Below are 26,423 nucleotides of genomic sequence, written 5' to 3' on the forward strand. Positions count from 1 at the left end.
TATCCTTGGGTATACAATGTACGACAAAGTAGGAGGTTGTAGTAAGGAGTATCCATGGCCACCGCAGCTGCGACCGAGTCCATCTCTGCAAAGCTTCGCAAGGACGAGAAGGACCGCTTCTCCATGATCTGTGATGAGATTGGCACCTCTCCGAGCAACGCAATCCGTATGTTCGTGTCTGCGTTCAACCGTCGCGGGGGCTTCCCGTTTGATCCGTCCAATCCCTACGGGTTTAGCCAAGAGACTCTTGCTGCGATGGATGATGCTGTGACGGGCAGGAACCTCTCAGGCTCCTATCACACCGTCAAGGAGGCAGTTGCTTTGCTCGATGAGGAAGGGGTTTGTGTTCGCAGCGAAGTGAATGGGAAATCATAACGGGACGCTGAGGATGTAACTGCTGTTCGCCGAGGAGTGAAGACGATTTAGGCGGAGTGACTCATGGAATCCGAAACATACACCGGAGAGTTGAGTTATCGGGACATTGTGTTCCGGTTTGTATACAAGCAAGGCGAGCTGAGGCTCTATCCGGATGAGAGAGACAAAGAAGTAATTCAGCACGAATGGCTGATGAAGGCAGTGCGTCCTGGAGTTTATGTTAATGGTGATCCACTGCTCATGGAGGAATCATTTCTTGAAGGTCGATGTCATGAGCTTCAGGGAGGCATCGTATTCTTAACTCAGATTGGGTCTTACATCAATAGTGTCGATTGCACTCTCATTGTCACGGTTATATCTATAATAAAAAGGGCCACGAGGTGCGCAACGGCAAGTCGCCTGTCATTATTCGGTACTTGTATCGACTACGTCTTTCCTGTCAATCGTGCATGGAAGAGTGATTTTAACTGGGATGAAGCGCAGAATAACGGGGTCGTTTCTATAACTACGTCTGACTTCGATTCAACAACATCTAAACGGTTCAAGGTTGAAGTTGGCGGAAAAGAAGTCTGCGTCTACTTTTCTGTTGGCTGGACGATAAGCCACAATATCGAGAATCCACCCATAACGCTCTCCTCGAGTCTCTCGTTCGAGTTCGAAGAGACGTCTGACTATTCGTTTCTTCTCGAGTTGTGGTACCAAGCGAAGCGTTTCCTCGGCTTTATGACTAACCAAAGTGACGTCGGGCTCTTGAGCGGTCGACTCGGCCATCGTGTGGAAAACGGAAAGTATCGAAGTTTTGCCGAGATGAAGCTTACGGAACAGATGCCTGATTTTGATGTGACCCACCTATCCAAAGGACGTTATTTGACGTTGGATAAACTTGAGGGAAATGAAGAGAAACTATTCCAAGATGTTAGTTCAAATTCTATCTACCTCAGGCACCTTCCTCGCGCTAATAAAGATAAGCATGTAATAGATGCTTCTAGGTTTGTTTTAGTTACTGCAGCATTTGAATGGGAGTTTCAGCGTCTCTATCCGGACGGAGTGCCAAAGAAGGACGTTCGTCTGGAGGGCGAGAAACAAGCGTTAGAAATAATAGATAGAGAAATCGAGTCAAGTACGGGAGAAACCAAGCAAGCGCTGAAGAGGGCAAAACTCAGCATCGGTTTCACCAATCTTCAGTCGAAGGTGATTCATGCGGCCAAGCAGTTTAGCCCGGTGATAGAAGTGTTTGGAAAAAGGCTCTACGATCTGAACGGAGAAGAATTCAAATACTCCAAAATTGGCGAACGCCTTGCCGGGCAGAGGAACAATTTTGCTCACGGGAATATCGACAAGGATTTTGAGGGAGTTGCAATTCTCGACCTGGTTTATCTTGGTTATCTGGTTCTTGCTATGCAGCTGAGATATCTTGGCATTTCCGACAAAGGAATTCAGAAGGCAATCAATGACCAGTTTGGTCTTCATGTTGCAGTTTAGTGCGTAACAAGAGCCAGACTCTCTACTGTGCTGGACAAATGAGAGATATAAAATAACAATAAAGACAGCTAGATCGTAAGCTGGACAAGGAACAGCGCTTCAGTAGAACCATTGACGTTGGCAAGTGTGAACAGCTGAGTAACCGCTTCCGGAATTGGGGAAGTCGAGGGAGCAAATCCATTTTCTGTAGCTTAATACTCGTTCCAGTAGATGCTGAAATGTGAATTCACTCATCGGGGTGAATCAATACTCGTCGAACGATGAGGCATCCAGCATTGATTGCAAAGGTCGAGAAGCGCAGGGATTTGCCCGGCGTCCGTTATGTCCACCCTCGTGGGCATGCCGGGGCCGAAGGTCTTGTCGGCGCACATCCCCTCTGGGTCAGCCAGCTCGTCGACGGGGCGCGCGAGCCCGATGCCCAGCCAGCCGCCGTTGGTCGACCGTCCCTCGATCACCATGTGGAGGTTCCCGCCCGACCTGAAGCCGACGTAGTACTTCTTCACGTACATCTCCCAGTCGGGGTGTGCCTCCAGTACCGCCTCGCGCACCTCCTCGAAGAGGCGCTCGCACACGCCGCCCTTGGCGAGCAGCGGATGGTCGGCGGCGAGTGTCCACTCGCTGCCCTTCGGCTTCTTGAGGCTCGGGCGGTACCTCTCGACGACCTCGGGCGCGACGGAGGGGTACGGCCATATCTTCACCGCGTCGGCCGACAGGAGCCTCGCGCGCTCCTCGATCGCCTTCCTGTCCCATGCATCGCGGGAGGCCACGAACTTGTTCAGGAACAGGCTGCTCGACCTGAACCCGTGGTCGGGAAGGTTGAGCTTGGTCTCGAACGGGGAGTTCGAGTACTCCTGGTTGTATCCCGTGAGCGTGAGGTTGCCGAGCGTGTCGCAGAGCTCGGCGTGGTCCTGGTCCCAGTCCGGCCCCAGCATCGCCTTCCACTCCGCGGAGCCGTCGATGCTCTGGGGCATGATGTGCTCGATCTGGAGCGCAGCCGGCAGGGGCTCCTTGGGGTTGTGGAAGCGCTCGATCTGCTCGAGGCAGTACCTCCCCTTGGAGAACCTGCTGTAGAGGTTCCGCGTCCTCAGCGCCTCGACGAAGTCCCCATCGGTCGGGAAGTACGCCGTCATCCTGGCGTCGTGGGCGAGCAGCATGGCGAGGACGTATTCCCTCGGGCTCTCGACCTGCTCGAGGTCGCGGTACATGCCGGCGAAGTAGTTGTTGAGGCCGGTCGTGTACCTGTCGACGACGGCGCGGCGGAACAGGAACGACTCGAGGTAGCCGCAGAGGTCGAGGAAGTCCTTCTTGACCAGGCGATGCGCGTCGTACAGGGCGTAGAGCGAGAGCATGAGGGGGCGGACGGGCTTGACCCCGAGGGCATCGAGCCGCTCGAAAGCGCCGGCCAGGTCCGGGTCCTCCTCGGTATGGAGGAACATCTTCGCGTAGCGCTCGGCGTAGGACCTGAGGTCGATAAGGAGCCCCTCCGGGTCCGCCTCAAGCCCCTCGTCCTGGCAGTACCACTTGAACTCGTCGTATGCCTCGTCCTCCTTGGGGCGGCGGTTCGGGATCTTGAGCCAGAGCCAGTACCACACGAACGCGTTGAACTCGTTCTCATTCTCCCGCCCGAAGAGCCCCTCGATGGGGCGCCAGTAGCTCTCGTAGAGCAGGGTCTGCCTGTCCGCAGGGAGGCGCATGAGGATGTAGTTGCGGATGAGGTCGATCGGGGACAGGGGCCTGCCCTTCGAGTTCATGGACTCGAAGATGAGCTGTGCGTTGTCCCGCTCCGCGCTGAGCTCGGTGTCGATGATGAGCAGGCTGCTCACGCCGGACCAGAAGGCGGCCGCGTTGAAGCTCTTCGCCCGCACCTTATTGCAGAAGAACTGGTAGCACTCTACGATCCTGCGCGCTGGGTTGGCCGGCAGCGGGGACTTGCTGACAATCGAGAAGAGCGTGGCCCTGTCGTCCTGCGAGAGCACGAGTCTGTAGCGGGAGTCCCCCATGTAGTCGTCGTCGTTGTACAGGTAGCGCTTCCGCAGCGCCGACACCTTGACGTCCGTGAGGAACGCACCGCGGCCCTCGTCCTCCTCGAGCCACCCGAAGAAGGCGGCGAGCATGAGGGAGAGCGTGGTCATGCGCTGCTGGCCGTCGATGAGGAGCTTCCGCTTGAGCGAGGTCGCGGTCGAGTCCTCCTGGGGGGTGTAGAGGAACGAGCCTATGAAGTGCTCCGCCCCGTTTCTGCCGGCACGCATGACGTCGCCCCAAAGCTCTCGTGCCTCGCGCTCCTCCCACGAGTAGACGCGCTGGTAGACGGGGATGATGAACTGAGTGAGGTTCGATCCGAGGAGATCGAGGAAGCGGGCCTCCACTGCCTTCATTTTCAGCGACCTTTCTTGGGGTCGAGCTCGCGCAGCCGCCTGAGGCAGCGGGACACGAGCCCGTTCGGGATGAACTCGTTCTCGAGGATGCCGTTGCTGAAGTGGTCGGCGCGGTACGCCGCCGTGAGCAGAGCGACAGCGAGCTCGGCTGGGGCGTCCGTGAGGTTGGCCCCGCTCATGCTCCCCGCAGACCACTCGAGGCCGAATCGCTCAAGGGTGTCCGTGTAGTGGTGGTCAGCGACCCTCTCGAGGTCGCCTAGGAACTCGGAGATGACGCGACCGGGCTCCTCCGTGCTCTCCCAGTCGTCGAACGCGTCGATGTAACGCGTGATGCTTTCGTACATCTATCTACCGACCCTCTCCGCGTAGAGCTTGAACAGGTGGGCGACGATCTTCTCCTCGTCGCCGCTGAAGTCAACGCCGTAGGCCGCCTCGACTGCTGCGTCGAGCAGCTTGTGTGCCGAGAAGAGCCTGCCGTAAAGGAACTCGTCACCGGGCTTGTAGAGCTGCGCCAAGCTCGCCCCCTTATAGTTCGACCGCACCTCAAGGACCGCGGAGCCCGCGGCTATGATCGCGTCTCTTCGTTCGTCGGTGAGATCGGGAAGTGGGAAGTTGTTCCAGACGATGGTGTTGGAGAAGCGACAGTCGCTCTTGAGCTCGCCGCCTACGGCTTTCTGCCACGCCATGAACGATAGGGAGGAGATCACGGCGAAGAGGAGGCCATCGGGGTCATCGGCGAAGAAACACGCGTCGGTCGCTATCTCTCCCTGCTCGCAACGCTGCGCCGTAAAGTATTTCCTGCCGCCTGAGAAGTGCCGCGGGATGCAGAGAAACGGGCCAGAGGCCTCGCGAACCTCGCCGTAAAGCCAGGGGGTATCCGCCATCTTCCGCGTGGCAGCCTTGCGCGACGCAAGCCGGAACTCACGTACCCCCTCGACTCGTTCGCGGAGCACGGGCGACGAGGCGATGTCCTGCGCGGGGGCGTCCTTGAGCCAGAGGCACCAGCGCTCCTTACCGTTGATTAGCTCCTGCGCACCGAGCGACCGACGGACGTACTTTGCCGCGATGGGGTCGGCGAGGACGGGGCACAGCTCTTCCCTGGTCTTAATCTGGAAGAATCCGCCGTCGGCGGGCTTGCCCCCAATCATCATCGGCGACAGGTCTCGACACAAAGGCCTCATGCGCTTCTCGACGAAAACGTCGGGGGCTCCGATGAGGTAGCCGTTGATGTTCTCAGGGTGCTCGACTACTGTCTCAGCATCCTTAGGATGGGTGAACAGGGTTCGCTTGGCCGAATTCCTGGAGAGGCCGACAATTACCACGTGCACGTGTGCCTCGTCCTCAGCCTGGGAGTCCCAGACGAACGTCCGGTGTGCGAACAAGATGAACCAGCCCATCCGAATTAGCGGTTTGAAGAGGGCGGGAACGGGTTGTCCCTGCGTGATTGAGTTGGTCGAGACGAAGGCGAAAGAAGCCCCGGGCTTGATCAGGAACTCCGCCGCTTTCTTGTACCAGCAGGTTGCGTAGTCGAGGTACCCGTCGTAGTCCATCCCCCATACGAGCTTGACGTCCTCGGTCTGTTCGGCGGTCTTTGTATACTGCCCGATGAACGGCGGGTTGCCCATGATGTAGTCGCACTCTTCGGCGGGGACCACATCGTTCCAGTCAATGCGCAGGGCGTTGCCCTTTCGAACAGTGTCGTACTCCTTGAGCGGAAGCTCGTTGTAGACGCGCTGGACGACCTTTGCCGTGTTGATGTCGGCTTGCTTCTCCGCTATCCAAAGGGCGGTTCTCGCCACGCAGCACGCGAAGTCGTTGATCTCGATGCCGTGAAAGTTGGCGAGCGTCACCTTGACGGGGCTCTCCGCCACGTCCTCGAAGGCGAGCGACGTCTGGCCGTCCTTCTGGAGCTCCATGAGCACACGGTTCTCCAGGCGGCGGAGGCACACGTAGGTCTCGGTAAGGAAGTTGCCCGAGCCGCATGCTGGGTCGAGGAAGGTGAGCGATCCAAGCTTGTCGTGATAAGCACGCAGGGCGCGCGTACGAGCGGAAGGGTTCTGCTTGGCGAGAATGTCATCGAGCTCCGCCTTCAGGTCGTCTAGGAAGAGCGGGTCGATGACCCTGTGGATGTTCTCGGGGCTCGTGTAGTGCATGCCGCCCGCACGACGGGCGTCATGGGAGAGCGCCCCCTCGAAGATGGAGCCGAAGACCGTGGGGTCGACGCCCGACCAGTCGAACTCCTGGCAGCCGGAGACCAGGATCTCGGTGCGGACGGTCTCGTCAAGCTGCGGAATCGCAATCTTCTCGCGGAACAGGCCACCGTCTATGTACGGGAAGCGGGCCATGAGCTCGTCGGGGTACTCGTCGGTGCGCGCCTCGTCGTCGGTGTCGAGCCAGGCGAAGAGGTCGAGGAGGGCACGCCTCAGGTGGGCGGCGTCGCTCGCCGCGACGTAGCGCTGGAAGAGTCCCGGCTCGATGAGGCCGGCGTCCTCGCAGAACATGAGGAACATGAGGCGGGTGCAGAGCACGGAGAGCGCGTGGTGGCTCTCTTCGCTGTCGGGATCGTGGTAGAGCGGGGCGATCCTGTTGTGGATCTGCCCCATGATGCGGCCCGCCTCCACGGAGACCGCCCGCGCCACGCTGGCCGGCGCCTCGCCGGCGCCCTTGAGGAACTGCAGGGCTGCGATGTTCTTGGGGAGGTCCGCGAGCTCAATCTCGAGCTGGGGGTCGTGGGTGCAGAGCGGGTCGGAGTTTCGGTCGTAGACGCGAATGGTGGAGAAGTTGCAGGTGATGACGTAGCGCGGCTGACGGCTGAGCGGCAGCCCCACGGCGTAGCCGCGCCCCTGCTCGGCGGGCGTCACCATGCGGCCCTGGCGCGGCTCCGGCTTGTCGAGGTCGACGCCGAGTGACTTCTGCTCCACGAGGGCCGACGCCGAGGGGATGAGCACGTCGATGAAGCCCGCGTGCTTGGAGCCTGAGTCAGTGACCACGGGCTCCTCGAACTTGAGCCGCTCGAGCGCGTCCTCGAGCCCGAGCACGCTTTGGAAGAGGTCAATCCAGTAGAGCTGCGTCTCTTGATTCTCGTCGCCGCGCCCGGCCCATCGCTTTGCGAACGCCTCGGCGTCGCGTTTGGTCCCCGCCATGCTATCTACCTACAATCTCAAATGGTACTTCGACTCTTCCCGCAACCATTATACGGTGCTAGGGCTACAGTTACGGAGCTTCAAATTTCGATGTAACTTAAGAGGTCGAGGCTCACGGTCTCTCCTCTCCTGCTACGAGTGGCATGCGGCGGTAAACAGCGAGTTCGTCGCAAATCCTGGTTTTTGTGCCAGAGTCTTTTGATTGAAGGACCTCTTTAATGTGCTTGAGAAATCTATAAAGACGATTATATCGATAACAGGTGAACGCCTCGCTTCTCTAAATTTGGTCTTCGAGTGGGAATATATTGCTCTGATGTCAAACTAGCAACACAATTAAAATTGCTATTCTTACGAGTAGTCCTCAGCTTTTTTGGCTTTTCACGATTAGCATGCGCGAGAATCACAGTTATTTCGTTGCTTCAGAGGGGGGGAGACATGACGGTTGGCTATCATCTGAATGTCGAGATACTTGCAAAAAGAATTGTCGAATTTGAAATTGAAAAACTAAGCGAGAGTAACGTAAAACCGTTGTCTCAAGACAAATCTGAGAATGTAATTATGACTCTCGATGATGAATCATTTGAAGATAATTTCGCCCATGGATTCACGGCGCTAGCTCTGATGTGCGTTTATATGGAGGCAACACTTAATAGCATTATTCGTGAGAACGATGTGGCGAAGTATCCGTATTGTCCAAGTGTTAGCGAAGATGTACGAGAGGCTCGCCTAGCACCTTTTCTTAGAAAAAGCATCAGCGACAAAATCAAGAAGGTGCTGAAGATTCGATTTCCTGTGGGGACAAAGGAAAATGTACTCTGGAGCTCATTTCAGCACGTTCTAGATGTGCGCGACGCTTTGATTCATTACAAGAAGAATTACGTTCAAGATGCGCTTGTTCCCGATCCACGAATGTGGCTGATTGGAGAGAGCTCGCAGGTGGTTCCTGCACCAAGCACCCGAATTAATCAGCACAGTATTGGATTGCTTTTTACAAAATCCAAGATGGCAGAACTCTGGCAAACTACGCAAGAGTTAGTCAACTATATCGTCGATCAATCAGGCTGCATGTACACTCCCGACGTGGGGCCCGTACAGAGTAATGGAAAAGATGGGTTCGCTTCGTACGTTGTTAATCGTAAGCTGTATGAGAAGACGTATGCGAAATCAGAAGAATGAATCGCATCTAACGCCACACGCGAGGCGCTCGAGTGCGGTCACGGCCTTACGGAGGAGTGGGACAACGGCAACGGCTCGCTCATGCGCACGGTCCCGCTCGCGTTCACCGACGCCACCGACGACGAGGCGCGCGCCGTCTCCGCGATCACGCATGCGCATCCTACGTCCACGGAGGCGTGTGTCGCCATGGTGCACATCGCGCGGGACCTCATCGCGGGCGCGAGCCCGGCGGACGTGGCGGGCGACGTCGCCGCGCGGCCCGTGGACGAGATTCGCTCCGGCAGCTTCGTGCGCCACACCTTCGACGCCGCGCTCTGGTGCCTGGCCAACACGTCGAGCTACGCCGAGTGCGCACTCGCCGCGGTGAACCTCGAGGACGACACGGACACCACGGCCGCCGTCGCCGGCGCGCTCGCCGGCATCGTCTACGGCATCGAGGGGATTCCGGCCAAGTGGCTCGACAAGCTGCGGGGCAAGGACGTCATCGAGAGCTGCCTGTTCTGAGGGCGAGCGATAATAACTCCGTTTTGCGGACGCCTGAAACTACGACCGCCTCGCATGTCGCGCTCAAGATTGCTCGCGAGTCCTTCTTGGTTGAGACTAGCGTTTCAATGCGCATCCGTAGCTCGTTGCGTACTATACTGTGTAATCATATGATTACACTTAGTTCGAGAGGAGGGCGATGGACCAAAGGGCGTTGTTTCTGCGGCAGGTCAAGCTGTTCGTCGAAAAGCACGGGTTCATCCTCGTCCCTCGCGAGCAGAACATCTCATTCATGGCCGAGCATGGTATGACGGTAGATGACCTGAGGCGAGTGATTCTCTCGCTAGAGCCGAGAGACATGTTCGATGGGCCGGAGCCAGACAGGGATCCTCAGCGTGCCGAGAAGTGGACCGTGGCGGAATTCTCGCCGGAGTATGAGGAAGAAACGCTGTATCTGAAGTTGTCTGTTCGAACGGACGTGGAGCGATGTAAGTGCTTGTCGGTAAAGCTGTATGTGGACCGACGGGAGACGAGGGAATGAACGTAGAGAAGACGCTGAACACGTATTGCCCCGAATGCGACCGGGAGGTCGACGCGCGGCTTGAGCACAGGGCCGAGACGTTGCCCGTCAAGGGCGAGCCGACCTCCTTTGATGCCGAGGTGGCCGTCTGTCCGTGCTGCGGCGAAGTGATTGGCGACTCCCGCGTCGAGGAGGGCAATCTGCGCCGCGCATACTCCGCCTATTGTGTAGCTCATGGCCTCATGGCCCCCGACGAGGTCAAGGAGCTTAGGAACAGCTATGGCCTGTCCCTGCGTGAGTTCAGCAAGTTCCTCGGCTTTGGCGAGCAGACGATCGCCCGCTATGAGTCGGGTGCCATTCCCGATGACTCGCACAACACCATGCTCAAGCTTGCCTCGACGGCAGAGGGGGCGGCCTCCCTGCTGTCGGTTAGGGAGAGCCAGCTTAGCGGGAGGACGACGTCAGCAGTCCGCCGGTTCATCGAGAGCAGGACCCCGCTCTCTGGGCTGGCCGCAGCTTTCGCCGCGTGTCAGTGGCCGTCTCAGGAGATGGTGACGCCGAGCGGTCGCAACGGCTTCCGTTCCTTCAGCATGGAGCGCGTTGCCGCCGTGGTGTGCGAGCTCGCCGCTCGCTGCAAGGATCTCTACAAGACAAAGCTCCAGAAGGCGATGTTCTTTACCGACTTCCTCTGCTATGCAAGGACGTCTCGATCTATGACCGGACTTGCCTACGCGCATGCGAACTATGGTCCCGTAATGGACGACAGGGACAGGATCGTCGCCGAGCTTCAGGATGCGGGCTTCGTTGAGCTCGCAGAGAAGGGCTGGGGCGAGGTCGTGGTTCCCGCGCGCCGCCCGGAAGGCGTTCTCAGCGAGGACGAGATCCGGCTCGTCGACGAGGTCGCCGACTTCGTCAATACGTTTGAGACGTCGTCGGAGATCTCGTCCTTCTCGCACGAGCTCGATGCCTGGAGCGACACCGATAGTGGCCAGTTCATCGAATACGATTCGAATGCTGGTCAGGTTGAGGCCGCAGTTGCTCGAAGAATGGCAGGCTGAACATGGGTAAGGGACAAGAGCAATCGAGTCAGCATCTAGCCCAGATCGCCGAGCCGACCGATGACGAGAAGGCTGCGGCTAAGGCCGCCCGGACGTTCGGGCGCTCCTTTGCGCATGACAGCACGGCGCTCGGGGTGGTCGCCTTCGCCCTGGTCTTCCTCATCGTCCTTGTCGTTGCCGTCGTGACGCTCGTCGGCGGCGTCGCGCGCGGCGAGTTCGGGGAGCAGGACATTACTTGGCTCGCCGTGATTGGCGGCTCCGTGTTCGTCGCATTTGCTGCGCTTGCGGTCGTGTCGGTTCTTGTCGCGCGGCATCATTACCTGCACCCGGGCAAGAGCGACGTGTTCGCGGTCGGCGGGTGCCTGTTCCACACCTCGTTCATGCGGGACAAGGAGAAGCACGAGAACGACCGCGGGATCGTCCGCATTAACGTTGTCGACATCGCGGAGTGCACCGGGTTCTACAACAGGAAGGACAGGACGGTCTGGATCCTCCCGAGCCCCGACGCGCACATCTATGACGTGTGGCGACGTGGCAGGCGGTGGGAGGACGAGCGTGAGCTGTGCCTCGCCCTCCTGGAGAAGGGGGTTCCGAACGGCGCGGACACGGACCCGTTCTTTGGCGTGGACGAGAAGTACCGGGGGTTCCTCGAGCGAATCGGCGTTCGGATAGAGGAGACGACCAAGCCCGTCGACTTCCTGGCAGGAACGTGGTCGTAGGCGAGCGACGGCTTTAGTGATTGGTAGTCGTGTGGCGCACCGAGATTCGCTTGTGAGCATTTCTCGGTACTGGTTGGCATTTCTCGGTATGAAAAACGGTATTCTCGGCCAAATAACGGTATCGAATACAAAAGAACGGTATAGAAATACAGGTTTACGGTATGTCACTCCTCCCGGCAGAACAACGCGACGAGTCCCGCTCACGCCCCTGCTAGACTAGCCCCGACCACGCGTTCTTCTCGCCCACAGGGAGGCTCTTCTCGCCATGACGCCGGACATCAGGCTCGTGGCCGTCGACATCGACGGCACGTTCATGCGCTCCAACTACACCTACGACGTCCCGCGCTTCGAGCACCTCCTGGCGCGCATGCGCGAGGCGGGCTGCAACTTTGTGGTGGCGAGCGGCAACCAGTACTGGCAGCTGCGCGACCACTTTCCCGGGCACGAGGACGAGCTGTGCTTCGTCGCCGAGAACGGCGCCTACGTCATGGACCGCGGCGAGCTCGCCTACGTGTGCACGATGCCGGAGGAGACGGTCTCCGCGGTCGTTGACCTGTGCCGCGACTACGCCGACGAGGTCCGGAACGTGCTCTGCGGCATGGAGGGCGCCTACTGCGAGCGCGGCGCGGTGACCGACGAGTTCTTCACCGAGATGCGCCGCTACTGCCACCGCCTGAGCTGGGTGGACGACTTCAAGGCCACGGGCGACCAGATCCTCAAGTTCGCGGCCGACGTGCCCAACGAGCGGACGGACTTCTTCTACGACCTGTTCCGCCGCGAGCTCGACGGCTTGGTTGAGCCCACGACGAGCGGGCACGGCTCGATCGACCTCATCACGCCCGGCTGCCACAAGGCCTCGGGCCTGGCGCGCTTGGCCGAGCGCTGGGGAATCTCCCCGGAGCAGTGCGTGGCCTTCGGCGACGGCGGCAACGACATCGAGATGCTGCGCTTCTGCGGCATCGGCTACGCGATGGACAACGCCCCCGACGACGTGAAGGCGGCGGCCGACCGCGTGTGCCCCCCTAACGACGAGGACGGCGTGCTCGTGGCCCTGGACGAGCTGTTCGCATAGGGGACTATCGCTCCGCTGCCGCTCCCAGTGCGCGGTTGATGCGCTCCGCAACGCCCACGCTTGCCACGACCTTCGCCACGTCCGGCACCACGAACGGCACGACGGCCACGGCCAGCGCCGCCGGCGCGTCGAGCGCGTAGACGTTCATGAGCTGAATCGTTCCCAGAACGTAGCTCACCGCCAGCAGCGCGATGCCGGCCGCCGCGCCGCGCGCCCTTCCTGGCAACGCGCTCGTGTGCATGATGGCGCCCGCCACGGGCATGCCTGCGGCGAAGCCCAGGAGGTAGCCGCCCGTGGGTCCCAGCAGCACGCCGAGCCCGCCCTGGAAGCCCGAGAACACCGGCACGCCCACCGCGCCCAGCAGCAGGTAGACCACCACGGTGAACACCGCGTCATGCGTGCGCATGACCTGCGGCAGGAGCGCCAGCACGAAGGTCTGCATCGTGAACGGCACCGGACCCAGCGGCACGGTGATCCACGCGCTCACGGCGAGCAACGCTATGCAGACGCCGCAGCGTGCGACTTGGCGATTGGACACGGCAACTCCCTCGTAGTCGGACGTTCTTCTTGGCTGCATTTTCGCCGAAACAGAGAGACTGCACAAAATGAGGCCGTTTCGAGGGCATTATTGTGCATTTCCTCTGTCTCGGTGATGAGCGGAACGATGGGGCTGCCGAGCTGGTGCACTTGGCAGGCGGTTTCGCTGGGCGACTCGAGGGAAAGCTGCCTTCAAAGCCGACTTGTGAATAGATTTCTGGAAGCCCGACGGGGTGGTGCCTAGGACGGGAGGGCAAACGCCCAGTTGTTTTTAATTCAATAAACAATGTTAGGTCACCACGCGGGAGAAATCTGTTCATAAGTCGGTTCTCAAGTCACTTTCTCCCGTTTTGGCGTGCCGGGCGCCGCCGGCCGAGGGGCCGCGGGCAAGAAGAACGAACGACGCGTGTGGTGGTCGTGGAGTGGTTCTTCTGGCCATGCCGTTCGCAGCCGCAAACGTACCGCCCGCGGCATCGCGAAAATTCCTCTTGAAACACTCTTGAAAAGTGGGAATATATGGGCTAACAAACATTTTGTTTGGATACCAGACAAAAAGTTGGTAAGCCCGAAGGAGCAAGGAGGAAGCGTTGAGCGAGAAGATCAAGTGGGTCGCCAACAAGATGCCTAAGAGCGACGACCGCCACCTCGGCATCATGTCCCTCGAGAACGTGGAGGCGGCGCGCAGCTTCCACCAGAGCTTCCCGCAGTACGATGTCACCCCGCTCGCCAAGCTCGACGCGCTGGCGGGCGAGCTCGGCCTCAAGAACCTGGCCGTGAAGGACGAGTCCTACCGCTTTGGCCTCAACGCCTTCAAGGTGCTCGGCGGCTCCTTCGCCATGGCCAACTACATCGCGGGCAAGATCGGCCGCCCGGTCTCCGAGATGACTTACGACTACCTCACGAGCGACGAGCTTGCGCGCGACTTCGGCCAGGCCACGTTCTTCACCGCCACCGACGGCAACCACGGCCGCGGCGTTGCCTGGGCCGCCAACAAGCTGGGCCAGAAGGCCGTCGTGCACATGCCCAAGGGCAGCGTGAAGAGCCGCTTTGACAACATCGCCGCCGAGGGCGCCGAGGTCACCATCGAGGACGTCAACTACGACGAGTGCGTCCGCATGGCGGCCGCCGAGGCCGAGGCCTGCGAGAACGGCGTCATCGTGCAGGACACCGCCTGGGACGGCTACGAGGAGATTCCGTCCTGGATCATGGAGGGCTACGGCACCATGGCCTCCGAGGCGGCCGAGCAGTACGCGGCGGCCGGCGTGGAGCGCCCGACGCACGTCTTTGTGCAGGCCGGCGTCGGCAGCCTGGCCGGTGGCGTGGTGGGCTACTTCACCAACCTCTTCCCCGACAACCCGCCCACCTTTGTGGTGATGGAGGCCGACACCGCGGCCTGCCTCTACAAGGGTGCGCTCGCCGGCGACGGCGACCCGCGCATCGTGGACGGCGACATGCCCACGATCATGGCGGGCCTCGCCTGCGGCGAGCCCAACACGCTGGGCTGGGACATCCTGCGCAACCACGTGTCCGTGTTCGTGAGCTGCCCCAACTGGGTGGCTGCCAAGGGCATGCGCGTGCTCGGCGCCCCCAGGAAGGGCGACCCGCGCGTCATCTCCGGCGAGTCCGGCGCCGTGGGCGCGGGCCTCGTCACGACCCTCATGGAGTCCGACGAGTACGCCGAGCTCCGCGAGGCCATCGGCCTGGATGAGACGAGCTCCGTGCTGCTCTTCTCGACCGAGGGCGACACGGACCCGGTGAACTACCGCAAGGTCGTGTGGGACGGCGCGTACCCCGCTGAGTAGGGGAGAGCGAGAAGAACGGGTTCTTCTCGGCAGATGACTGGTAACGAGGGCGTCAGAAAGGACGTAAGCAAAATGGCCAAGGAACTGGATTTCGAGCAGATCAAGAGCGCGGCGGAGGCGTACGGCAAGGACATGACCGCCTTCCTGCGCGCCATGATCTCCCACCCGAGCGAGTCCTGCGAGGAGGGTGAGGTCGTGGCCTGCATCAAGGCCGAGATGGAGAAGCTCGGCTTTGACAAGGTCGAGGTCGACGGCCTGGGCAACGTCATCGGCTGGATGGGCGAGGGCGACAAGATCATCGCCATCGACTCCCACATCGACACCGTGGGCATCGGCAACCGCGACAACTGGGAGGCCGACCCCTACGAGGGCTACGAGACCGACGAGCTCATCTACGGCCGCGGCGGCTCCGACCAGGAGGGCGGCATGGCCTCTGCCACGTACGCCGCGAAGATGATGAAGGACCTGGGCCTCATCCCCGAGGGCTACAAGATCATGGTCGTGGGCTCCGTCCAGGAGGAGGACTGCGACGGCATGTGCTGGCAGTACATCGTCAACAAGTACTTCGACGGCCCCGAGGACGCCCGCGAGAAGATCGAGTTCGTGATTTCCACCGAGCCCACCGACGGCGGCATCTACCGAGGGCATCGCGGCCGCATGGAGATCCGCGTTGACGTGCACGGCGTCTCCTGCCACGGCTCCGCGCCCGACCGCGGCGACAACGCCATCTACAAGATGGCCGACATCATCGCCGACGTCCGCGCCCTCAACAACAACGGCTGCGACGAGTCCACCGACATCAAGGGCCTCGTCAAGATGCTCGACCCCAAGTACAACCCCGAGCACTTTGAGGACGCGCGCTTCCTGGGCCGCGGCACCTGCACCGTGTCGCAGATCTTCTACACCTCGCCCAGCCGCTGCGCCGTGGCCGACAGCTGCGCGATCTCCATCGACCGCCGCATGACCGCCGGCGAGACCTGGGACTCCTGCCTCCAGGAGATCCGCGACCTGCCGTCCGTCAAGAAGTACGGCGACGACGTCAAGGTCTCCATGTACATGTACGATCGCCCGAGCTGGAAGGGCACCGTCTACGAGACCGAGGCCTACTTCCCCACGTGGATCAACGCCGAGAGCGCCGCTCACGTCCAGGCCCTCGTCGACGCGCACCACGCGCTCTACGGCGAGGAGCGCATCGGCTGCGAGCCGTCCATGGACAAGCGCGCCGGCCGTCCGCTCACGGACAAGTGGACCTTCTCGACCAACTGCGTGTCCATCCAGGGCCGCTACGGCATCCCGTGCGTGGGCTTTGGCCCCGGCGCCGAGAGCCAGGCGCACGCGCCCAACGAGGTCACCTACAAGCAGGACCTCGTGACCTGCGCCGCGCTCTACACCGCCGCGCTCAACCTCTACGACCCGTCCAAGAAGACCGGCGACGTCACCGTCTTCCGCGCCGGCGCCACCGACAACGACATCCAGTAGACGCTCTGACCCACACAGAAAGGAAACAACCATGGCCAAGGACTTCTCCGCGCTCCTCGACGAGCTCAAGGGCTACGACTTCTCCGGCATGTATGACGCCGACTTCCTGCACACCTGGGACAAGACCGCCGACGAGCTGCGCGCGCTCTACGCCGTGGCCGCCGCCCTGCGCAACCTCCGCGAGCGCAACATCTCGCCGCGCATCTTTGACTCCGGCCTCGCCGTCTCGCTGTTCCGCGACAACTCCACGCGCACGCGCTTCTCGTTCTCCAAGGCCACGAACCTCCTGGGCCTCCAGCTCCAGGACCTCGACGAGAAGAAGTCCCAGATCGCCCACGGCGAGACCGTCCGCGAGACCGCCACGATGATCTCCTTCATGGCCGACGTCATCGGCATCCGCGACGACATGTACATCGGCGCCGGCGACGCCTACATGGCCGAGGTCGCCGAGTCCGTCGCCGAGGCCTACGCCGACGGCGTGCTCGACCACCGTCCCACGCTCATCTCCCTGCAGTCCGACTCCGACCACCCCACCCAGTCCTCCGCCGACATGCTCTACCTCATCGAGGAGTTTGGCGGCCTGGAGAACCTCCGCGGCAAGAAGGTGGCCGTGACCTGGGCCTACTCCCCGAGCTACGGCAAGCCGCTCTCCTGCCCGCAGTCGCTCATCTCGCTGCTGCCGCGCTTTGGCGTGGACGTCACGCTGGCCCACCCCGAGGGCTACGACCTCATGGGCGACCGCGTGGAGGCCGCCAAGGCCTACGCCGCCGAGTCCGGCTGCACCTTCAAGCAGGTGAACACCATGGAGGAGGCCTTCGAGGGCGCCGACATCGTCATCCCCAAGAGCTGGGCGCCCTACGCCGCCATGGAGCAGCGCACCAAGCTCTACGCCGCGGGCGACGACGAGGGCATCAAGGCCCTGGAGAAGGAGCTTCTCGCCCAGAACGCCACCCACATGGACTGGTGCTCCACGCGCGAGCTCATGGCGAAGACCGCCAACGGCGACGACACGATCTACATGCACCCGCTGCCCGCCGACATCTCCGGCGTCTCCTGCGAGCACGGCGAGGTCATGGCCGACGTCTTTGACATGCACCGCGTGGGCATGTACAAGGAGGCCAGCTACAAGCCGTACGCCATCGCGGCCATGATCTTCCTGCAGAAAGTCAAGGACCCCGTGGCCACGCTCGCCGCGCTCGAGGCGGCCGGCAAGCCCCGCTGGAACCAGGCCTAGTCGCTCGATTCCCCAGAGTTGCCTAGAGGGGGAGCGCCCCTTCTAGGCAACTTTTCTATTCAGGAGAGGAACCATGGGTAAGAGAATCGTCATCGCCCTGGGCGGCAACGCGCTGGGCAAGAACCTGCCGGAGCAGATGGAGGCGGTCAAGCACACGGCGCGCGCCATCGTGGACCTCATCGAGCAGGGCAACGAGGTCGTGGTGGCCCACGGCAATGGCCCGCAGGTGGGCATGATCCAGGAGGCCATGACGCAGCTCACGCGCTCCGACCCCGAGAAGTACATCCCGTGCCCGCTGTCGGTCTGCGTGGCCATGAGCCAGGGCTACATCGGCTACGACCTGCAGAACGCGCTGCGCGAGGAGATGCTGGACCGCGGAATCGAGATGGGCGCCGCCACGGTGCTCACGCAGGTGGAGGTGGACCCGGAGGACCCGGCGTTCGCCAACCCCACCAAGCCGATCGGCGCCTTCATGACGCGCGAGGAGGCCGACCGCATGATCGCCGAGCGCGGCTATGACGTGATCGAGGACGCCGGGCGCGGGTACCGCCGCGTGGTGGCCTCGCCCAAGCCCGTGGGCATCGTGGAGCTGGACACCATCCGCTCGCTCGTCGAGACCAACCACGTGGTCATCGCCTGCGGTGGCGGCGGCATCCCGGTCTTCCACACCGAGGGCCACCACCTCAAGGGCGCCGCGGCGGTCATCGACAAGGACTTCGCGGCGGCGCGCCTGGCCGAGCAGCTGGACGCCGACTTCCTGGTGATCCTCACGGCCGTGGAGAAGGTGGCCGTGAACTTTGGCAAGCCCGACCAACAGTGGCTGGACGAGCTCACGCCCGAGACCGCGGCGCGCTACATCGAGGAGGGCCAGTTCGCGCCCGGCTCGATGCTGCCCAAGGTGGAGGCCGCGCTCGCCTTCGCGCAGTCCGGCGAGGGCCGCTCGTCGCTCATCACGCTCCTCGACCGGGCGGCCGACGGAATCGCGGGCAAGACGGGTACCATCGTACGTGGCTAGCAAGGGCGCGGCGGGCGAGAAGGACGGTGGGGCGCGCGGCATGAGACCCGACCTCAGGGCATATCTTCTGGGCGACGACGGGCACCGGGTCTTTGGGCCCGGTCCGGTCGAGCTGCTGGAGCGCGTGGGCGAGCTGGGCAGCCTGCGCGCCGCCGCGATTGACATGGGCATGGCCTACACCAAGGCCACGCGCCTCGTGCACGACGCCGAGCAGGCCTTTGGCTTCGCGCTCACCGAGCGGACCGTGGGCGGCTCCGGGGGCGGCGGCTCGCAGCTCACCGCCGAGGCGCGCGAGCTGATCGAGCGCTACCGCGCGTTCGAGCGCACGAGCCGCTGGGCGCTCTCCGCCGCCTACGAGACGTGCTTCTCGGGCTTTGCCGACGTGGCCCGCCTGGGCTGCGTGGTCATGGCGTCCGGCGAGGGCGCGCGCTTTGGCGGCGAGCCGGGCGAGAAGCTCGTGGCGCCGCTGGCCGGCACGGCCGTGCTGGAGCGCACGCTCGCCGCGCTGCCGGCGGGTCTCCTGGACGTCGTGGTGGTGACGCGCTGGGACGCGGTCGAGGAGCTGTGCGAGCGGCTTGGCGTTCGCTGCGTGCGCGCGGCGGGCCCGCTCAAGAGCGACACGATGCGCGCGGGCCTGGAGGCGCTGGGGCATCGCGCCGGCTGTCTCTTCGTGACCGGTGACCAGCCGCTCCTGAGCGAGAGGAGCGTGCGCGCGCTGGTGGCCGCGCTCACGCGAGAGCCCACGGCGATCGTGCGCCTGAGCTGGCGCGGTCGCCCGGCGAATCCGGTGCTCTGGCCGAACGACACGCTGGGCGCGCTGGCTCGGCTGGAGGGCGACACGGGAGGGCGCGTCCTTCTCGCCGGCCATGCCGAGCTGGAGGGTCGCGTGCGCCTGGTCGAGGCCGCCGACGAGTGGGAGCTCGCCGACGTGGACACGCCCGAGGACCTGGCGCGCCTCGAGGGTGCGCTGGCCGAGAGAGGGGAGAGCCGATGAGGAGGATCCTGGCAAACGGCACGCTGGTTACGCCTGATGGTCTGCGCCACGCCGACCTCGCGCTGGAGGGCGAGAAGATCGCGGAGATTTCCGCGCGCATCGAGCCCGGGCTCACGGACGTCGTCGAGGACGTGAGCGGCTGCTGGGTGTTCCCCGGCTTCATCGACGCGCACACCCACCTGCAGTGCTGGACCGGCATGGACTGGACGGCCGACAGCTTTGAGACCGGCACGCGCGCCGCTGCCTGCGGCGGCACCACCTGCATCGTGGACTACGCCACGGCCGACCGCGGCGTGACGATGGACGAGGCGCTGGCCGAGTGGCACGCGCGCGCCGAGGGCGGCAGCGGCTGCACGGCCAACTACGGCTTCCACATGGCGATCGCCGAGTGGGGCGAGGACTCGCCGGGGCAGATGCGCCGCATGCGCGAGGCGGGCGTGAGCAGCTTCAAGACCTACCTCGCCTACGACCACCTGCGGCTCTCCGACGCGGAGACGCTGCGCTGCCTGGAGGTCGTGCGCGACCTGGACGCCGTGCTCTGCGTGCACTGCGAGAACGGCGACGTGGTGAACGAGCTGCAGCGTCAGGTGCTCGCCGAGGGCATCACGGGCCCGGAGGGGCACCCGCTCTCCCGCCCGGCCGAGGCCGAGGCGGACGCCGTGAGCCGCCTGCTCTATCTGGCACAGATCGCGGGCGCGCGTGTCAACGTGGTGCACCTGTCCACGGAGCTCGGCCTTCTCGCCGTGCGCGCCGCCCGTGCCCGCGGCCAGCGGGGCGTCTACGTGGAGACCTGCCCGCAGTACCTCACGCTGGACGACGCGCGCTACCTCGAGGCCGGTGACGACGGCTTCGCGGGCGCCAAGTACGTGATGAGCCCTCCGCTGCGCAAGCCGCGTGATGTGCGCGCCCTGCGCGAGGCGGTGCTCGCCGGCGAGGTGGACTCCATCGCGACGGACCATTGCTCGTTCAACCTGCACGGCCAGAAGGACCGCGGCCGCGGCGACTTCACCAAGATTCCCAACGGCGGCCCCGGCATCGAGCACCGCCCGGCCGTGATGGCCACGACCTTCGAGGGCCAGCTCGGGCCCGAGGGACTCTGCCGCCTGCTGTCGGAGGGCCCGGCGCGCACCTTCGGCCTGTGGCCGGAGCGCGGGCGCCTGGCCGTGGGCGCCGCCGCCGACGTCTGCGTGTGGGACCCCTCCGCGCGCTGGACCATCAGCGCCGCGACCCAGCACCAGGCCGTGGACTACACGCCGTGGGAGGGCCTCGAGGCGCACGGTCGCGCGCACCTCGTCTACGTGGGCGGCGAGCTCGTGGCCCGCGACGGCGAACCCTGCGGCCCCACCCCCGGCCGCTACGTGGCACGATAGTCACCAGTCAGTCGTAAAGCGGGGACATCCCCCTCAAGCAAAGGAGAAGAACATGGCAATCGAGGCAATCGTCACCGACAAGGCGCCCGCGGCGCTCGGCCCCTACTCCGCCGCCGTTGCGGCCCCGGCCACCAAGGCCATCCACGTGTCCGGCCAGCTGCCGATCGACCCGGCCACCGGCGAGTTCGCCGGCGAGGACATCCAGGCCCAGACGCGTCAGAGCCTCACCAACATCAAGAACATCCTCGAGGCCGCCGGCGCCTCCATGGCCGACGTCGCCGAGGTCACCGTCCTTCTCGACGACATCGCCGACTTCGCGGCCATGAACGAGGTCTACGGCGAGTTCTTCGCCGCGCCGTACCCCAGCCGCGCCGCCTTCGAGGTGGCTGCGCTGCCCAAGGCCGCCAAGGTCGAGATTAAGGCCGTGGCTTACCTGTAGGCAGGGCCTCACGCGCGGGGGACGGCCCGTCACGCTTCACGGAGAGTGTTCGCGCTTTGCGCTCAGAACTCTCGCTTAGAAGCGTGGCGGGCGTCCGCCGTTTTGGTCCTCAGGTGCTGGGTGGTTTCCTTCCGGGTGTGTACGAAGTTGCAAGTCTGATGTTCTTGTCGGCGGGGCATCTAGCTGCGGGTTTGTAATCGTTAGGTAACCTATCAATAGCTTAATCTTGTGCACACCCGGAAGAGGGTAGCAAGACGCTGCCCACGAACGCTGGGATGGCGAGAAGGGCGGCGAGGTCGTGGGCCGCGTCCGGTGCGACGTCGGCCTGGTTGACGAGGGCGACGTCGGCGAGGGCCTCGGCGTTAGCAGCGCGGGCGACGAGCTCGGGTGTGGCGAGGTCGTCCGGCGTGCAGCCAACGAGCTCGCAGAAGAGCTCCGGGCGGTGGACCTTCTCGCGCACGGGATGGCCGAGGCCGGACGTGCCGAGCACGAGGATCGTGCGGCCCGAGCACGCGGGGATGACGGGCTCCCAGGGGGCGTGGGCCTTGAGGGGGAGGCGCCGGGCGCCGTCGGCCTCCACGAGGACGTGGTCCGCGAGGGACGCCAGCGCGTCGATGCCCAGCTCGGGGGCTACGAGCTTGCCGTCCTTCTCGGCTTGGGAGCCCACGCAGACGACGCGCGACGCTGCGAGCGCCGCCCGCACGTCCGCGGCGTCTTCCGAGGTCATGAGCGGCACGTCCGGGAACGGCAGGATGTGCGTCGTGGTGGTGAGCACGACCGTGCCCGGCAGCTCGCGCGCGAGCGCCGAGAGGAGCGACGTCTTGCCGCCGCTGCCGATGACCGACGTCACGCCGGGCCTTACGCCCAGAGTCTCTGCCAGCGCCATGCTCATCGCCCCCTTTGTGCTCCTCGACACAATCCTACCGTCTGCCGCATTGTAGTTTCCAAACTATAACGCTGTATTACTCTTTGTTTGGATGCCAAACTCATTTTTCGACGACGTCAGGAGGACCCCATGCCCACGACCGCCGCCATCGAGCTCCCGCGCACCTTCGAGGAGTTCAACGAGCAGCGCCGCCAGAGCTTCCTCAAGGTGAAGGACTTCAAGCAGGCGGGCGGCCGCCTGGTGGGCTACCTCTGCAGCTACACGCCGCTCGAGGTCATCGACGCCGCGGGGGCCTCCGGCGTGGGGCTCTGCGGCACCTCCGACGAGGTCATCTCCGCGGCCGAGGAGGTCCTGCCGGCCAACCTCTGCCCGCTCATCAAGTCCACCTACGGCTTCGCGTACTCGCAGAAGTGCCCGTTCACGCACTTCAGCGACCTCATCGTGGGCGAGACCACCTGCGACGGCAAGAAGAAGATGTACGAGCTGCTAAACGAGCTCAAGCCCACCTATGTGCTGCATCTGCCGCAGGGACGCTCGCGCGAGCACGAGCGCGAGGGCTGGTACCAGGAGGTCGTTGGTCTTAAACGGGCGCTCGAGCAACTCTACGGCATCCAGATCACCGACGACGCCCTGCGTGAGGCTGCGCGTCTGCGCAACCGTCTGCGCCGCGCGATCCTGGCCCTCTACGACCTGCAGCGGAGCGTGCCGCCGGCGATGAGCGGCGTTGAGCTCATGAGCACGATGTTCGCGGGCACGTTCAACTTTGACGTGCGCGCGTATGTGGAGAGCCTCGAGCGCCTGTGCGAGCAGCGCCGCGCGGAGGCCCAGGCAGGCGGCAGCCCTATCAGCGCGGGCGCCAAGCGCATCCTCATCACCGGCTGTCCCGTGGGCGGCGTCATCAACAAGGTGGGTGCCACGATCGAGCGCAACGGCGGCGTGGTAGTCTGCGAGGACGACTGCTCCGGCGAGCGCACCAACCGCTTCATGGTGGACGAGGACGCACCTGACATCCTGCGCGCGATCGCCGAGCGCTACCTCAAGATCAACTGCTCCGTCATGACGCCAAACGACGACCGCTTTGCCGCGACGCTCGAGATGGCGGGGAAGTACCAGGTGGACGGCGTGATCGAGTGCGTGCTCACGGCGTGCCACACCTTCAACGTGGAGTCCGCGCGCATGGAGCGCGCCGTGGAGGGCGCCGGTATCCCGTACATGAAGGTGGAGACCGACTACTCCGCCGGTGACATGGGCCAGCTCGAGACGCGCATCGCCGCGTTCATCGAGACGCTCTAGGGGGCGAGAAGAACGTGCCGTCCGGGCGCCTGGGCATAGGCGTGGACATCGGCTCCACGGCCACGAAGGTCGCCATGGTGGACGCCGCCGGCGAGCTCGTGCGCACCGAGCTCATGCCCACGGGCTTCTCCAGCGTGGACGCCGCCGAGCGCGCCCGCGCGGCGATGGAGGCGTGCAAAGGGGAGAGATACCTTTCGACGCTCGACCCGCGTGTGGTGGCGACGGGCTACGGGCGCGTGGCGGTGCCGTACGCGGACAAGGTCGTGACCGAGATAACGTGCCACGGGCGCGGTGCCGCGCGGCTCTTTGGGCCCGGCGGCACCGTGATCGACGTGGGCGGCCAGGACACCAAGGTCATTCGCCTGCGCGGCGGTCGCGTGTTCAAGTTCGTGATGAACGACAAGTGCGCGGCGGGCACCGGGCGCTTCCTGGAGGTCATGGCAGACCGGCTGGGCGTGAGCCACGACGAGCTGGCTGCGCTCGCACGTGCCGGCGAGCCGACGCAGATCTCCAGCATGTGCACCGTCTTCGCGGAAAGCGAGGTCATCAGCCTCGTCGGTCGCGGCGAGCCGCGCGAGAACATCGCGCGCGGCGTGATCGAGAGCGTGGTGGGCCGCGTGGCTGCGCTCGTGGGGTCGGCGGGCGGCATGGCGCCGTACTACCTCACGGGCGGGCTCTGTGACAATGAGTACGTGGTGGAGCGGCTGGGCGAGAAGCTCGGCGCGCCCGTGACCACCTGCCCGGAGGCACGCTACGCGGGTGCCCTCGGTGCGGCGCTCATGGCACTGGAGCTGGGGTAGGCTGTACGAGACGCGGGCCGAGGTCCTTCTCGGCCGCTGAGCGAGGCCCGGGAGGGCCGGATGGGAGACGACATGGCAGACACGGTGCTCACGATCGATGCGCGGGGTGAGGCGTGCCCCATCCCCGTGGTGCGGACCCTGAAGGCGCTTGCGGCGCTGGCCGGCCCGGGCAGCGTGGAGACCCTCGTGGACAACGAGATCGCGGTGCAGAACCTCACCCGGATGGGCGAGGGCAAGGGCTGCGCGGTGGCGAGCGAGCGCCTGGGCGAGAAGGAGTGGCGCGTGACCGTGACCACGGACGTGGCGCTGGGCGTGAGCGACGCGGAGGCGGAGTCGGCAACGTGCGAGGTGCCGGCGCCGGGCGCAGCGGCCGCAGCGGCCGCGCCGCGCCGCGTCGTGGTTGCCATCACCTCCGAGTGCATGGGCACCGGTGACGACGTGCTCGGCAGGAAGCTCATGGGGAGCTTCGTGTACTCGCTCACGCAGCTCGACGAGCTGCCGGCGACCGTGCTGCTCTACAACGGCGGCGCGCACCTCAGCTGCGAGGGCTCGGCGGCGCTCGAGGACCTGCGCGGACTTGCGGCATCCGGCGTGGAGGTGCTGACCTGTGGCACCTGCCTCGACCACTACGGCATCGCGGACACGCTGGCCGTGGGCGAGGTCACCAACATGTACGTGATCGCGCAGCGGCTGACCGGTGCGAGCCTCGTGGTGCGGCCGTAGGGTCCGGCGGGGCGTCGGGCGATGGCGCGCGTGCGGGTGCCGTCTCTGGTGGTGACGTTTCCCACCACGGCGGCGGCGATGTCATGCGAGGAGTGCTGCGAGCGACGCGGCCTGGGCGGGCGGATGATTCCGGTGCCCGGCGAGGTCGCGGCCGGCTGCGGCCTGGCGTGGAAGACCGCGCCGGAGGCGCGCGAGGAGCTCGCGGCCGCGCTGGCCGCCGACGGCGTGCCCGTCGAGGCCATGACGGTGATCGAGCTCTTGGAGTTTCGCTGAGTGGCAGGCGAGAAGGACGTGGGACCGATGATCTACCTGGACAACGCGGCAACGACGATGCACAAGCCGCAGGAGGTCGTGGACGCCGTCGTGGCGGCGATGGGCTCGCTCGGAAACGCTGGCCGCGGCGCGTCCGCGGGGGCCCTCGACGCCGGGCGCGTGGTGCTGCGTGCCCGCGAGGCGGTGGCGACGCTCCTGGGCTGCCCGCGCGCCGACCACGTGTGCTTCTCGGCCAATGCGACGGCGGCGCTCAACGCCGCGCTGTCTGGCCTGGTGGGGCCGGGAGATCGCGTAGTCACGACGGTGCTGGAGCACAACTCCGTGCTGCGCCCGCTCGCGCGCCTGGCGGACGAGCGGGGCGTGGAGGTCGCCTACGCCGGCTGCGACGCGCACGGGTTTCTCGACCTGGACGAGCTCGAGCGGCTGGTCACGCCGGGCACGCGTCTCGTTGCGGTGACGCATGGCTCCAATGTGACGGGCAACCTTGTGGACGTGGCCCGCGTGGCGCGGCTCGCGCACGCCGCGGGCGCGCTCTGCCTGGTGGACGCGTCGCAGACGGCGGGGGCGGTGCCCCTGGACATGGAGGCCATGGGCATCGACGTGGTGTGCTTCACCGGGCACAAGGGTCTCATGGGCCCGCAGGGCACGGGCGGCATGGCGGTGGCCGAGGGCGTCGACGTGCGACCGTGGGCCGAGGGCGGCTCCGGCGTGCACTCCTTCGAGCGTCGGCACCCGCTGGAGTGGCCCACGCGGATGGAGGCGGGGACGCTCAACGCTCACGGTCTGGCTGGTCTTGCGGCGGGCATTGCGTTTATCGAGAAGAACGGCGGGCCCGCGGCGGTGGGCGCGCGCGAGCACGCGCTGGCGCGGCGGCTCTACGAGGGCGTGCGCGACGTGCCGGGCGTGACGGTGTACGGCGGCTGGCCCGTGGCGCCCGAGCGCTGCGGATCGATTGTGGCACTGAACGTGGATGGGCTGGACTCGGCGGAGGTGGCCGACGCGCTGTCCTCCGGCTGGGGGATCGCGTGTCGAGCCGGCGCCCACTGCGCTCCGCTCATGCACCGCGCCCTGAGGACCGAGCGCCAGGGCATCGTGCGTCTGAGCTGCGGTTGGTTCACCACCGAGGACGAGATTGACGTCACCGTGTCCGCCATCCGCAGCCTATAATCACGTCC

25 protein-coding genes are annotated in these 26,423 nt (G+C 64.3%); 20 read left to right on the plus strand and 5 right to left on the minus strand.

All coding sequences use genetic code 11. The features are described from left to right. Window positions 1-54: 54 nt before the first annotated feature. Window positions 55-375 (plus strand): type II toxin-antitoxin system RelB/DinJ family antitoxin, encoded by a 321-nt coding sequence (locus tag B5F73_RS02550; RefSeq protein ID WP_087225993.1) that lies wholly within the window; start codon window positions 55-57, stop codon window positions 373-375. Window positions 376-438: 63 nt separating this feature from the next. Then, complete coding sequence (locus B5F73_RS09205) at window positions 439-1,857, plus strand: hypothetical protein (protein ID WP_143803108.1); 1,419 nt, start codon at window positions 439-441, stop codon at window positions 1,855-1,857. A 230-nt stretch (window positions 1,858-2,087) separates the two neighbouring features. On the opposite strand, the gene B5F73_RS02555 is transcribed toward B5F73_RS09205, so the two are convergent. The 3 genes from B5F73_RS02555 to B5F73_RS09470 are packed head-to-tail and all read right to left on the minus strand — an operon-like array spanning window position 2,088 to window position 7,375. After that, complete coding sequence (locus tag B5F73_RS02555; protein WP_087225996.1) at window positions 2,088-4,232, minus strand: DUF262 and DUF1524 domain-containing protein; 2,145 nt, start codon at window positions 4,230-4,232, stop codon at window positions 2,088-2,090. A gap of 2 nt (window positions 4,233-4,234) precedes the next feature. Then, window positions 4,235-4,576, minus strand: coding sequence for a DUF6508 domain-containing protein (locus tag B5F73_RS02560; protein WP_087225999.1), 342 nt, complete (start codon window positions 4,574-4,576; stop codon window positions 4,235-4,237). Next, entirely contained in the window at window positions 4,577-7,375 is a 2,799-nt protein-coding gene (locus B5F73_RS09470) for a DNA methyltransferase (protein WP_087226002.1), read from the minus strand. 435 nt (window positions 7,376-7,810) lie between these two features. Between B5F73_RS09470 and B5F73_RS09210 the strand changes: the two genes are divergently transcribed. The 6 genes from B5F73_RS09210 to B5F73_RS02590 all read left to right on the plus strand — a co-directional run bounded on the left by B5F73_RS09210 (window position 7,811) and on the right by B5F73_RS02590 (window position 12,403). Then, window positions 7,811-8,551, plus strand: coding sequence for a hypothetical protein (locus B5F73_RS09210; protein WP_143803109.1), 741 nt, complete (start codon window positions 7,811-7,813; stop codon window positions 8,549-8,551). Further along, window positions 8,552-9,055, plus strand: coding sequence for an ADP-ribosylglycohydrolase family protein (locus B5F73_RS02570; protein ID WP_255376234.1), 504 nt, complete (start codon window positions 8,552-8,554; stop codon window positions 9,053-9,055). It abuts the gene before it with no gap. 178 nt (window positions 9,056-9,233) lie between these two features. After that, window positions 9,234-9,575: a type II toxin-antitoxin system MqsR family toxin gene (locus B5F73_RS02575; RefSeq protein WP_087226008.1), complete on the plus strand. Its 342-nt coding sequence runs from the start codon at window positions 9,234-9,236 to the stop codon at window positions 9,573-9,575. Then, window positions 9,572-10,612, plus strand: coding sequence for a type II TA system antitoxin MqsA family protein (locus B5F73_RS02580; RefSeq protein WP_087226011.1), 1,041 nt, complete (start codon window positions 9,572-9,574; stop codon window positions 10,610-10,612). The genes B5F73_RS02575 and B5F73_RS02580 overlap by 4 nt, the downstream gene beginning before the upstream one ends. Window positions 10,613-10,614: 2 nt before the next feature. Further along, window positions 10,615-11,331: a hypothetical protein gene (locus B5F73_RS02585; protein WP_087226014.1), complete on the plus strand. Its 717-nt coding sequence runs from the start codon at window positions 10,615-10,617 to the stop codon at window positions 11,329-11,331. 265 nt (window positions 11,332-11,596) lie between these two features. Then, complete coding sequence (locus B5F73_RS02590; RefSeq protein WP_087226017.1) at window positions 11,597-12,403, plus strand: Cof-type HAD-IIB family hydrolase; 807 nt, start codon at window positions 11,597-11,599, stop codon at window positions 12,401-12,403. Between the two features lie 4 nt (window positions 12,404-12,407). Here B5F73_RS02590 and B5F73_RS02595 read toward each other — a convergent pair whose 3' ends face one another. Continuing rightward, window positions 12,408-12,941, minus strand: a complete 534-nt coding sequence (locus tag B5F73_RS02595) for a biotin transporter BioY (protein WP_087226020.1) — start codon at window positions 12,939-12,941, stop codon at window positions 12,408-12,410. A 586-nt stretch (window positions 12,942-13,527) separates the two neighbouring features. Here B5F73_RS02595 and dpaL point away from each other — a divergent pair. The 7 genes from dpaL (at window position 13,528) to B5F73_RS02630 (ending at window position 21,273) form a co-directional block, all read left to right on the plus strand. Next, window positions 13,528-14,742: a diaminopropionate ammonia-lyase gene (dpaL, locus tag B5F73_RS02600; protein WP_087226022.1), complete on the plus strand. Its 1,215-nt coding sequence runs from the start codon at window positions 13,528-13,530 to the stop codon at window positions 14,740-14,742. A gap of 72 nt (window positions 14,743-14,814) precedes the next feature. Continuing rightward, window positions 14,815-16,221, plus strand: a complete 1,407-nt coding sequence (locus B5F73_RS02605; RefSeq protein WP_204205500.1) for a YgeY family selenium metabolism-linked hydrolase — start codon at window positions 14,815-14,817, stop codon at window positions 16,219-16,221. Window positions 16,222-16,252: 31 nt separating this feature from the next. Further along, window positions 16,253-17,455: a knotted carbamoyltransferase YgeW gene (ygeW, locus tag B5F73_RS02610; RefSeq protein ID WP_087226025.1), complete on the plus strand. Its 1,203-nt coding sequence runs from the start codon at window positions 16,253-16,255 to the stop codon at window positions 17,453-17,455. 73 nt (window positions 17,456-17,528) lie between these two features. Next, entirely contained in the window at window positions 17,529-18,470 is a 942-nt protein-coding gene (gene arcC / locus B5F73_RS02615; protein ID WP_087226028.1) for a carbamate kinase, read from the plus strand. Continuing rightward, window positions 18,463-19,464, plus strand: a complete 1,002-nt coding sequence (locus B5F73_RS02620; protein WP_143803110.1) for an NTP transferase domain-containing protein — start codon at window positions 18,463-18,465, stop codon at window positions 19,462-19,464. The genes arcC and B5F73_RS02620 overlap by 8 nt, the downstream gene beginning before the upstream one ends. Next, a complete protein-coding gene (gene hydA, locus B5F73_RS02625; protein WP_087226034.1) occupies window positions 19,461-20,834 on the plus strand; it encodes a dihydropyrimidinase in 1,374 nt (457 codons plus the stop codon). The genes B5F73_RS02620 and hydA overlap by 4 nt, the downstream gene beginning before the upstream one ends. A gap of 52 nt (window positions 20,835-20,886) precedes the next feature. After that, window positions 20,887-21,273: a Rid family detoxifying hydrolase gene (locus B5F73_RS02630; RefSeq protein WP_087226037.1), complete on the plus strand. Its 387-nt coding sequence runs from the start codon at window positions 20,887-20,889 to the stop codon at window positions 21,271-21,273. 220 nt (window positions 21,274-21,493) lie between these two features. Here B5F73_RS02630 and yqeC read toward each other — a convergent pair whose 3' ends face one another. Beyond that, window positions 21,494-22,159: a selenium cofactor biosynthesis protein YqeC gene (gene yqeC, locus B5F73_RS02635; RefSeq protein ID WP_087226802.1), complete on the minus strand. Its 666-nt coding sequence runs from the start codon at window positions 22,157-22,159 to the stop codon at window positions 21,494-21,496. A gap of 129 nt (window positions 22,160-22,288) precedes the next feature. Between yqeC and B5F73_RS02640 the strand changes: the two genes are divergently transcribed. The 5 genes from B5F73_RS02640 to B5F73_RS02660 all read left to right on the plus strand — a co-directional run bounded on the left by B5F73_RS02640 (window position 22,289) and on the right by B5F73_RS02660 (window position 26,415). Next, a complete protein-coding gene (locus tag B5F73_RS02640) occupies window positions 22,289-23,452 on the plus strand; it encodes a double-cubane-cluster-containing anaerobic reductase (protein ID WP_087226040.1) in 1,164 nt (387 codons plus the stop codon). A gap of 14 nt (window positions 23,453-23,466) precedes the next feature. Next, entirely contained in the window at window positions 23,467-24,252 is a 786-nt protein-coding gene (locus tag B5F73_RS02645) for an acyl-CoA dehydratase activase (RefSeq protein WP_239379775.1), read from the plus strand. A gap of 72 nt (window positions 24,253-24,324) precedes the next feature. Then, window positions 24,325-24,975: a sulfurtransferase-like selenium metabolism protein YedF gene (yedF, locus tag B5F73_RS02650; RefSeq protein WP_204206245.1), complete on the plus strand. Its 651-nt coding sequence runs from the start codon at window positions 24,325-24,327 to the stop codon at window positions 24,973-24,975. A 21-nt stretch (window positions 24,976-24,996) separates the two neighbouring features. Then, entirely contained in the window at window positions 24,997-25,248 is a 252-nt protein-coding gene (locus tag B5F73_RS02655) for a DUF3343 domain-containing protein (RefSeq protein WP_087226045.1), read from the plus strand. After that, window positions 25,249-26,415 carry an aminotransferase class V-fold PLP-dependent enzyme gene (locus tag B5F73_RS02660; RefSeq protein WP_239379776.1) on the plus strand — a complete coding sequence of 389 codons (1,167 nt, stop codon included), beginning with the start codon at window positions 25,249-25,251 and terminating at the stop codon, window positions 26,413-26,415. Window positions 26,416-26,423 lie beyond the last annotated feature (8 nt).

The organism is Olsenella sp. An270 (genome assembly GCF_002159735.1).
Lineage (GTDB): Bacteria > Actinomycetota > Coriobacteriia > Coriobacteriales > Atopobiaceae > Thermophilibacter.

What these genes read in the sequence shown, in the direction of transcription:
- B5F73_RS02590 (WP_087226017.1), top strand. Translation starts at nt 11,597, where the DNA reads ATGACGCCGGACATCAGGCTCGTGGCCGTCGACATCGACGGCACGTTC.
- arcC (WP_087226028.1), top strand. Translation starts at nt 17,529, where the DNA reads ATGGGTAAGAGAATCGTCATCGCCCTGGGCGGCAACGCGCTGGGCAAG.
- hydA (WP_087226034.1), top strand. Translation starts at nt 19,461, where the DNA reads ATGAGGAGGATCCTGGCAAACGGCACGCTGGTTACGCCTGATGGTCTG.
- yqeC (WP_087226802.1), bottom strand. Translation starts at nt 22,159, where the DNA reads ATGGCGCTGGCAGAGACTCTGGGCGTAAGGCCCGGCGTGACGTCGGTC.
- B5F73_RS09205 (WP_143803108.1), top strand. Translation starts at nt 439, where the DNA reads ATGGAATCCGAAACATACACCGGAGAGTTGAGTTATCGGGACATTGTG.
- B5F73_RS02640 (WP_087226040.1), top strand. Translation starts at nt 22,289, where the DNA reads ATGCCCACGACCGCCGCCATCGAGCTCCCGCGCACCTTCGAGGAGTTC.
- B5F73_RS02580 (WP_087226011.1), top strand. Translation starts at nt 9,572, where the DNA reads ATGAACGTAGAGAAGACGCTGAACACGTATTGCCCCGAATGCGACCGG.
- B5F73_RS02605 (WP_204205500.1), top strand. Translation starts at nt 14,815, where the DNA reads ATGGCCAAGGAACTGGATTTCGAGCAGATCAAGAGCGCGGCGGAGGCG.
- B5F73_RS02550 (WP_087225993.1), top strand. Translation starts at nt 55, where the DNA reads ATGGCCACCGCAGCTGCGACCGAGTCCATCTCTGCAAAGCTTCGCAAG.
- B5F73_RS02585 (WP_087226014.1), top strand. Translation starts at nt 10,615, where the DNA reads ATGGGTAAGGGACAAGAGCAATCGAGTCAGCATCTAGCCCAGATCGCC.
- yedF (WP_204206245.1), top strand. Translation starts at nt 24,325, where the DNA reads ATGGCAGACACGGTGCTCACGATCGATGCGCGGGGTGAGGCGTGCCCC.
- B5F73_RS02575 (WP_087226008.1), top strand. Translation starts at nt 9,234, where the DNA reads ATGGACCAAAGGGCGTTGTTTCTGCGGCAGGTCAAGCTGTTCGTCGAA.
- B5F73_RS02630 (WP_087226037.1), top strand. Translation starts at nt 20,887, where the DNA reads ATGGCAATCGAGGCAATCGTCACCGACAAGGCGCCCGCGGCGCTCGGC.
- B5F73_RS09210 (WP_143803109.1), top strand. Translation starts at nt 7,811, where the DNA reads ATGACGGTTGGCTATCATCTGAATGTCGAGATACTTGCAAAAAGAATT.
- B5F73_RS02560 (WP_087225999.1), bottom strand. Translation starts at nt 4,576, where the DNA reads ATGTACGAAAGCATCACGCGTTACATCGACGCGTTCGACGACTGGGAG.
- ygeW (WP_087226025.1), top strand. Translation starts at nt 16,253, where the DNA reads ATGGCCAAGGACTTCTCCGCGCTCCTCGACGAGCTCAAGGGCTACGAC.
- B5F73_RS02555 (WP_087225996.1), bottom strand. Translation starts at nt 4,232, where the DNA reads ATGAAGGCAGTGGAGGCCCGCTTCCTCGATCTCCTCGGATCGAACCTC.
- B5F73_RS09470 (WP_087226002.1), bottom strand. Translation starts at nt 7,375, where the DNA reads ATGGCGGGGACCAAACGCGACGCCGAGGCGTTCGCAAAGCGATGGGCC.
- B5F73_RS02655 (WP_087226045.1), top strand. Translation starts at nt 24,997, where the DNA reads ATGGCGCGCGTGCGGGTGCCGTCTCTGGTGGTGACGTTTCCCACCACG.